5 protein-coding genes and 1 pseudogene are annotated in these 6,849 nt (G+C 71.0%); 2 read left to right on the forward strand and 4 right to left on the reverse strand.

What is annotated here, in order from left to right; translation table 11 throughout:
* Positions 1-35: 35 nt before the first annotated feature.
* Positions 36-539: a DUF6912 family protein gene (locus VGX25_RS07015; RefSeq protein WP_326916793.1), complete on the reverse strand. Its 504-nt coding sequence runs from the start codon at positions 537-539 to the stop codon at positions 36-38.
* A 64-nt stretch (positions 540-603) separates the two neighbouring features.
* Between VGX25_RS07015 and VGX25_RS07020 the strand changes: the two genes are divergently transcribed.
* Together VGX25_RS07020 and VGX25_RS07025 are read left to right on the forward strand one after the other, a co-directional pair.
* Entirely contained in the window at positions 604-1,392 is a 789-nt protein-coding gene (locus VGX25_RS07020) for an RNA methyltransferase (protein ID WP_326916794.1), read from the forward strand.
* 60 nt (positions 1,393-1,452) lie between these two features.
* Positions 1,453-1,923: an Rv3235 family protein gene (locus tag VGX25_RS07025; protein ID WP_326916795.1), complete on the forward strand. Its 471-nt coding sequence runs from the start codon at positions 1,453-1,455 to the stop codon at positions 1,921-1,923.
* Between the two features lie 98 nt (positions 1,924-2,021).
* Here VGX25_RS07025 and secA read toward each other — a convergent pair whose 3' ends face one another.
* The 3 genes and pseudogenes from secA to VGX25_RS07040 form a co-directional block, all read right to left on the reverse strand.
* Positions 2,022-4,862: a preprotein translocase subunit SecA gene (gene secA, locus VGX25_RS07030; RefSeq protein WP_326916796.1), complete on the reverse strand. Its 2,841-nt coding sequence runs from the start codon at positions 4,860-4,862 to the stop codon at positions 2,022-2,024.
* Between the two features lie 170 nt (positions 4,863-5,032).
* A complete protein-coding gene (gene hpf / locus VGX25_RS07035) occupies positions 5,033-5,698 on the reverse strand; it encodes a ribosome hibernation-promoting factor, HPF/YfiA family (protein WP_326916797.1) in 666 nt (221 codons plus the stop codon).
* A 788-nt stretch (positions 5,699-6,486) separates the two neighbouring features.
* Positions 6,487-6,849 (reverse strand): annotated as a pseudogene (locus VGX25_RS07040) (ComF family protein); the annotation flags it as partial.

Consider the following 6,849-nt stretch of genomic DNA (forward strand, 5'->3'; position numbering starts at 1 on the left):
GGGTGGCTTGGGGTCGCTTGTGGCTGACACCATCTTTACAGCAGCTCGAGGAGGAAGGGCAGCTCCTGCGGGGCGTACCAGGACAGCTCGTGGTCCTCGGCCCCGCCGAGGGTGAACTCCGCGTCCGGGTCGCCGAGGTCGGCCGCGTCGACCACGTCCGCGGCCGCCCGCACGGCCTCCTCGGCCTCCGGGGTGTCCACATGCACCGCGGCGACCACCTTCAGCGGCACCGGCCCGGCCAGCCGCACCGCCGCGTAGTCCAGGTCCGGCCGCGGCACCGCACCGTCCACATCGGCCGAGACCACCGCACGCCTCGGCGGCGCGGACGGGTCGCGGTCCAGCTCGGTGGCGACCAGCCGCAGCGACGCCCGCGCGGCTTCGAGCATGGCGGCGTACTCCAGCTCCTCGGCGGTCCCCGACTGGTAGTACTCGCGCAGGGCCGGAGTCAGCGCGAAGGCGGTGTCGTCGACCGGCGCCAGCTCACCGTGCTCGGCCAGCGTGCGCAGCATGGGCACGGTCGCCGGAATGTAGACCCTCATGACCGCCTCGCGGTTGGCAGCAACTCGCCAGATCCTGACACATCCGCACCCGGACCCGCGTGCGATGCTGCGGGGTGTGGACGGGCAGGTGTCGCCGAAGGATCGGTTCGTGACGGTGTTCGGGCGCAAGCCGGTCCTCGAGGCGCTCGGTGACCCGCGGTTGGTCGTGGACAAGGTGGTGGTGGCCCAGGGGGCCGGCGGGGAGTCGGTGCGGGAGATCCTGGCGGCGGCGGCGCGGCGCGGGGTGGCGGTGTCGCGGGCCAGCGCGCATCGGGTGAAGGTGTTGGCGGGCAACGGAAAGCAGGATCAAGGGGTGCTCGCCGACGTGGTCGCGCCGAGGATGCGGCGGCTGGCGGACGCGCTGGGGTCGGGGGCGCCGCCGGGGCGGGTGGTGGTGCTCGACGGGATCACCACGCCGGCCAACGTGGGGATGATCCTGCGGACGGCGACGGCGGCGGGGGTGGACGGGATCGTCGTGCCCCGGCGCGGGGTCGCGAGCATCGATCCACTGGTGATCAAGGCGTCGGCCGGGGTGGCGTTCCACGCGCCGGTGTTGCGGTGCGCGACGGCCGCCGAGGGGGTGGCGGAGCTGCGATCGGCCGGCTATCCGGTGTACGGGCTCGCCGCGGGCGCCCGGGTGTCGATCTTCGACGCGGAGCTGCCGCGCCGGGCGGTGTTCGTGCTGGGCGGGGAGTCGGCGGGGGTGAGCGAGGAGGTCGGGCGGCACGTGACGGGGTGGCTGTCCATTCCCCTTGCCGGCGGGGTCGAGTCGCTCAACGTGTCGAGCGCGGCGGCGGTGCTGTGCTTCGAGCTGGTTCGCCGGGATCACCTGAACGAGTGGTCTGTGACCTGATTCTTTCGGGTGGCCGCTCTATAGGGCATGTCGGCTCCCGCCCAGTCAGAGGTCCCCCGTGTGCGGCTGCACGCGTTGCCGGAGTACGAGCCGCCGCTGCGGCTGGTCCCGCCCGATCCGGAGGAGCCGGACGAACCGGCCGAGCCGGCGCCGCCGCCGCGGCCGGCGCCCGTCGTCGACGGCCCGGTGTGGGACGAGCCCGGACCGGTCCGGGACCTGATCTGGCGCCTGGCCTGCATGGTGCTCGAGGTGCTCGACGGGCGCCGGCCGATCGCCCACGTCCACGGCCTCGTGGCGCCGACCGTCCACGCGGCGCTGCTGACCAGAACCCGACAGGCCGGCACCGCGGGGCGGCAGCACCGGCTGCGCACCCTGCACACCTGCCGGCCAGCCGACGGGATCGTCGAGCTGTGCGGCACGGTCACCGTGTCCGCGCCGGGTCGGCGCCCGAGGATCATCGCGCTGGCCGCCCGCGTGGAGTCGCGGCGGAACCGATGGGTGTGCACGGCCCTGCGGCCGGTGTACCGATGAGACCCCGCGAGTCGGATGCTCGGGACCGCGAGTCGGACATTCGGGCAACACCGCACGGTCGAACTCGCGTGCCGGAGCGTACGACTCGCGCGGTGGTGCTACCGGCGGGAGCCCTTCTTGCCGCCCTTGCGGCCCTGCTTGGAGCTGGCCCGCTCGGCGGCGCGGCGCTCGCGCCGGCTGCCCTGCTGGCGGCCGGCGCCGTTGCCCGAGCCGTCGCCGTGCGAGGCGACGCCGCCGCCCTCGGCCGGGCCGCTGTAGGTGAGCCGCTGCGGGGCCGGGCCGCCGAGGCCCTTGCCGCGCAGTGCCGGTGGGATCTTGTTCTGCTCGGCCGCCGCCCTCGCGGCGGCCGCGGCCTGAGCCTCCTGAGCGGCCTTGGCCTCCTGTGCGGCGCGGGCCGCCCTGGCAAGGCGCTCGGTGTCGGGGCCGGGCGGCGGCTGCTCGGGTTGCTGCTGCTCGATCTGGAGGTTGAACAGGAAGCCGACCGACTCCTCCTTCAGCGCGTCGAGCATGGCGGCGAACATGTCGTAGCCCTCGCGCTGGTACTCGATCAGCGGATCGCGCTGGGCGGTGGCCCGCAGGTGGATGCCCTCCTTGAGGTAGTCCATCTCGTAGAGGTGCTCGCGCCACTTGCGGTCCAGCACGGTGAGCAGCACGCGGCGCTCGAGGTCGCGCATCGTGCCCTTGCCGACCGCGGCGTCGATCTCGGCCTCGCGGCGCCGGTACGCGGCGTGGGCGTCCGCCAGCACCGCCTCGAGCAGCGACTCCGGCGTGATGTCCTCGTCGCCTTCGAGCAGGTCCTGCCAGCGGATGCCGATCGGGTAGAGCGTCTTGAGCGCGGTCCACAGCTTGTCGAGGTCCCAGTCCTCGGAGTAGCCACCCGAGGTCGCGCCCTGGACGTAGGCGGTGACCACGTCGGTGATCATGTGCTCGACCTGCTCGTGCAGGTCCTCGCCGCGCAGCACCCGCAGCCGCTCGCCGTAGATGACGGTGCGCTGCTTGTTCATCACCTCGTCGTACTTGAGCACGTTCTTGCGGATCTCGAAGTTCTGCTGCTCGACCTGGGCCTGCGCGCTCTTGATCGCCCGGGTGACCATCTTGGCCTCGATCGGCACGTCGTCGGGCACCCGCAGGGTCACCATCACCCGCTCGACCAGCGCCGCGTTGAACCGCCGCATCAGCTCGTCGCCGAGCGAGAGGTAGAACCGCGACTCACCCGGGTCGCCCTGCCGGCCGGACCGGCCGCGCAGCTGGTTGTCGATGCGCCGCGACTCGTGCCGCTCGGTGCCGAGCACGTACAGCCCGCCGAGCGCGACGACCTCCTCGGCCTCGGCCTTGACCTCCTGGCGCGCCTTCTCCAGCGCACCAGGCAGCGCCGCCCGCCACTCCTCCGGCGTCTCGATCGGGTCGAGGCCGCGCTCGCGCAGCGACTGCTCGGCGATGTGGTCCGGGTTGCCGCCGAGCATGATGTCGGTACCGCGGCCGGCCATGTTCGTGGCCACGGTGACGGCGCCCTTGTGCCCGGCCTCGGCGATGATCGCCGACTCCTTCTCGTGGTGCTTGGCGTTGAGCACGTTGTGCGGGACGCCCCGGCGCACGAGCAGCTTGGACAGGTACTCCGAGCGCTCGACGCTGGTGGTGCCGATCAGGACCGGCTGCCCCTTCTGGTGCCGCTCGGCGATGTCCTCGGCGACCGCCTCGAACTTGGCCTGCTCGGTCTTGTAGATCAGGTCCGGCTGGTCGATCCGGATCATCGGCATGTTGGTCGGGATCGGCACCACGCCGAGCTTGTAGGTGTTGTAGAACTCGGCGGCCTCGGTCTCGGCCGTGCCGGTCATGCCGGAAAGCTTGTCGTAGAGCCGGAAGTAGTTCTGCAGCGTGATCGTGGCCAGGGTCTGGTTCTCGGCCTTGATCTCCACGCCTTCCTTGGCCTCGATGGCCTGGTGCATGCCCTCGTTGTAGCGGCGGCCGGGGAGCACGCGGCCGGTGAACTCGTCGACGATGAGCACCTCGCCGTTGCGGACGATGTACTCCTTGTCCCGCTTGTAGAGCTCCTTGGCCTTCAGCGAGTTGTTCAGGAAGCCGATCAGCGGGGTGTTGGCCGCCTCGTACAGGTTGTCGATGCCCAGCTGGTCCTCGATGAACGCGACGCCCTCCTCGGTGACGCCGACCGTGCGCTTGCGCTCGTCGAGCTCGTAGTGGACGTCCTTCTTCATCAGCGGGGCGAGCCGGGCGAACTCGAGGTACCAGCGCGAGGACTGGTCGGCCGGGCCGGAGATGATCAGCGGCGTGCGGGCCTCGTCGATGAGGATCGAGTCGACCTCGTCCACGATGGCGAAGTGGTGGCCGCGCTGGACCATGTCCTCCAGGCTCCAGGCCATGTTGTCGCGCAGGTAGTCGAAGCCGAACTCGTTGTTCGTGCCGTAGGTGATGTCCGCGTTATAGGCCACCCGGCGCTGGTCCGGGGTCATCTCGGCGAGGATCACGCCGACCGTGACGCCGAGGAAGCGGTGCACCCGACCCATCCACTCGGAGTCGCGCTTGGCCAGGTAGTCGTTGACGGTGACGACGTGCACGCCGTCGCCGGCGATGGCGTTGAGGTAGGCGGGCAGGACCGAGGTGAGCGTCTTGCCCTCACCGGTCTTCATCTCGGCGACCTGGCCGAGGTGCAGCGCGGCGCCACCCATCACCTGCACGTCGAAGTGGCGCTGGCCGAGCACCCGCTTTGCCGCCTCCCTGGCCACGGCGAACGCCTCGGGCAGCAGGTCGTCGAGCGTCTCGCCGTTGGCGTAGCGCTTGCGGAACTCCTCGGTCCTGGCCCGCAGCTGTGCGTCCGAGAGCGGGGTGACCTCGTCCTCCAGCGAGCTGACATGGGCTGTGATGGTGCGCAAACGTTTGAGCATCTTGCCCTCGCCCGCGCGCAGGATCCTGGACAGCACCATCAGGTCGACCTCACTTGGTGGAAATGTCTGGCGCCCGCCTCGGGCGCTCTCCCTTCCGCCCATCGTAGGCCGTCCGGCGAGCGGGAGTATCCGCCCTCGTCGGCGCGCAGAAGGGCGCCCCGGGGCGGCGTGGCTCCCGGGGCGCCCGGTGGCTTGTGGGCGTTGTGTCGCTAGGCCAGTCTGATCACGCCGTAATCGAATCCCCTGCGACGGTAGACGACGCTCGGCCGGCCCGATGCGGTGTCCTGGAACAGGTAGAAGTCGTGTCCGACCAGCTCCATCTCGTAGAGGGCCTGGTCGACGGTCATGGGCACGGCGGGATGGGACTTCTCCCGCACGATGCGTCCCGGCAGGTGGTCGTCGACGTCCCAGCGCTGTTCGGGGACCTCGGGCACACCTTCGTACTCCGCCTCCTGCTTCGGCAGTAACGCGGTCTGGGTGGCGGCGCGACCATTCGGCTCGCTCCTCGTGGGAGCGCCGTTGCCGATGGCGGAAGTGGCCTCCGCTACGGAGGCGGGGCTCCGACGCCCGTAGTGCACTCGCCTGCGGTCGTGCAGGCGGCGCAGTCGGTTCTCCAGCTTGCTCACCGCGGAGTCGAGGGCGGCGTAGAAGTCGCCGGCACACGCCTCGGCCCGTACGGCAGGTCCCCTGCCCTTCCCGGTGATCTCCACTCGCTGGCAGTTCTTCGACTGCCGACGGTTGGGTTCGTGGAACAGCTCAACGTCGAAGCGGATGACCTTCCTGTCGTACCGCTCCAGGCGGGCCAGCTTGTCTTCGACATGGACCCGGTAATGATCGGGTATCTCGACGTTGCGGCCCTTCACCACGATGTCCATACACGACCTCCCTCGCCTTAAGCGAGCTCGTTGGCGAACATTGCGGCGCCGGGGGACAACACCGGCCTCCCTGCGGGCCGGACTCCCCACCTCAGGACTCCTCCGGCGCCAGGGTCATGGGCTTCTCGCCTCCTCCCTGCGAACCGGGGACGTGATAGCGGGCACGTTAGCTCGGGTTGTCCTTGAGCAACAGTCCCAAGGAGGGCGAAGTTGCGGCACCGCACGGCGTGACGGTCAGCAATCAAAAGGACCGGTCCTTTACCCGCCTCGCCTCCCGACGTCCAGCCATTGAGCCGCACATTCACCCCTACGGCCCAACGTAATACACACATCGCGGGGGTGCCAGGGTCCGTGCGGCACAGTGCCGGTGCCCGATCGGGCGGCCGTCCGGACTTCGGTCGCCACGGGGGCGAAACCCAGTCTTCACCCGTGTGGGGGTCGGTATTTTTTAGCTCGGGCTGTGTTTTCTAGCTCGGGCAAGGCCGCCGGGCGCTGTGCTTGTTAGCTCGGGCAAGGCCGCCGGTCGCCTTCGGCGAGCGGCCTTGGGTCGGGTTAGGTGGGTGGTTGCGGGCCGGTGTGGGGGGTCGGGTGTCGTGGGTGGTGGGCTGACGACGCCTGCGGGCAGGGCTCGTTCCTCGCCCTGCCCTGGGCGTCGTGGGGCGGCCGCCCTCGCCAAAGATTGGTCGACCCCAGCGACGCTTTGTCGGCCCCAGCGACGCGACCCCAGCGACGCTTTGTCGACCAGGGCGCTTTGTCGAGCCCAGCGTGCTTTTCGGGGGGCCTGCTGGCTAGTCGGTTGCGGTGAGGGCCAGGGTGGCGGCCACGGTGACTCCGGCGGCGCGCAGCACCATGGTGCAGGCGGCTGCGGTCGCGCCGGTGGTGATCACGTCGTCGAGGAGCACCACGGGCTGGCCCGGCGGCGGCGTGCCGGCCATGACGTGGCGCAACCGCCCCCGCAGGTTGGCCGCTCTGGCCCTGGCGTCCAGCCCGACCGAGTCCCGGGCGCGCCCGTCCAGCCGCAGCGCCGGCGCCACGGCGGCCGCCCACCCGGCGCGGGCGAGCGCCGCCGCGGCATGCCTGGCCACCGCCAGCATGTGCTGGCCGCCGCGCCGGCTGGCCGCCCCCGGCCGCGACGGCACCGGAACGAGATA

Origin of the sequence: Actinophytocola sp. (assembly GCF_035942955.1) — a bacterium.
Lineage (GTDB): Bacteria > Actinomycetota > Actinomycetes > Mycobacteriales > Pseudonocardiaceae > DASYTH01.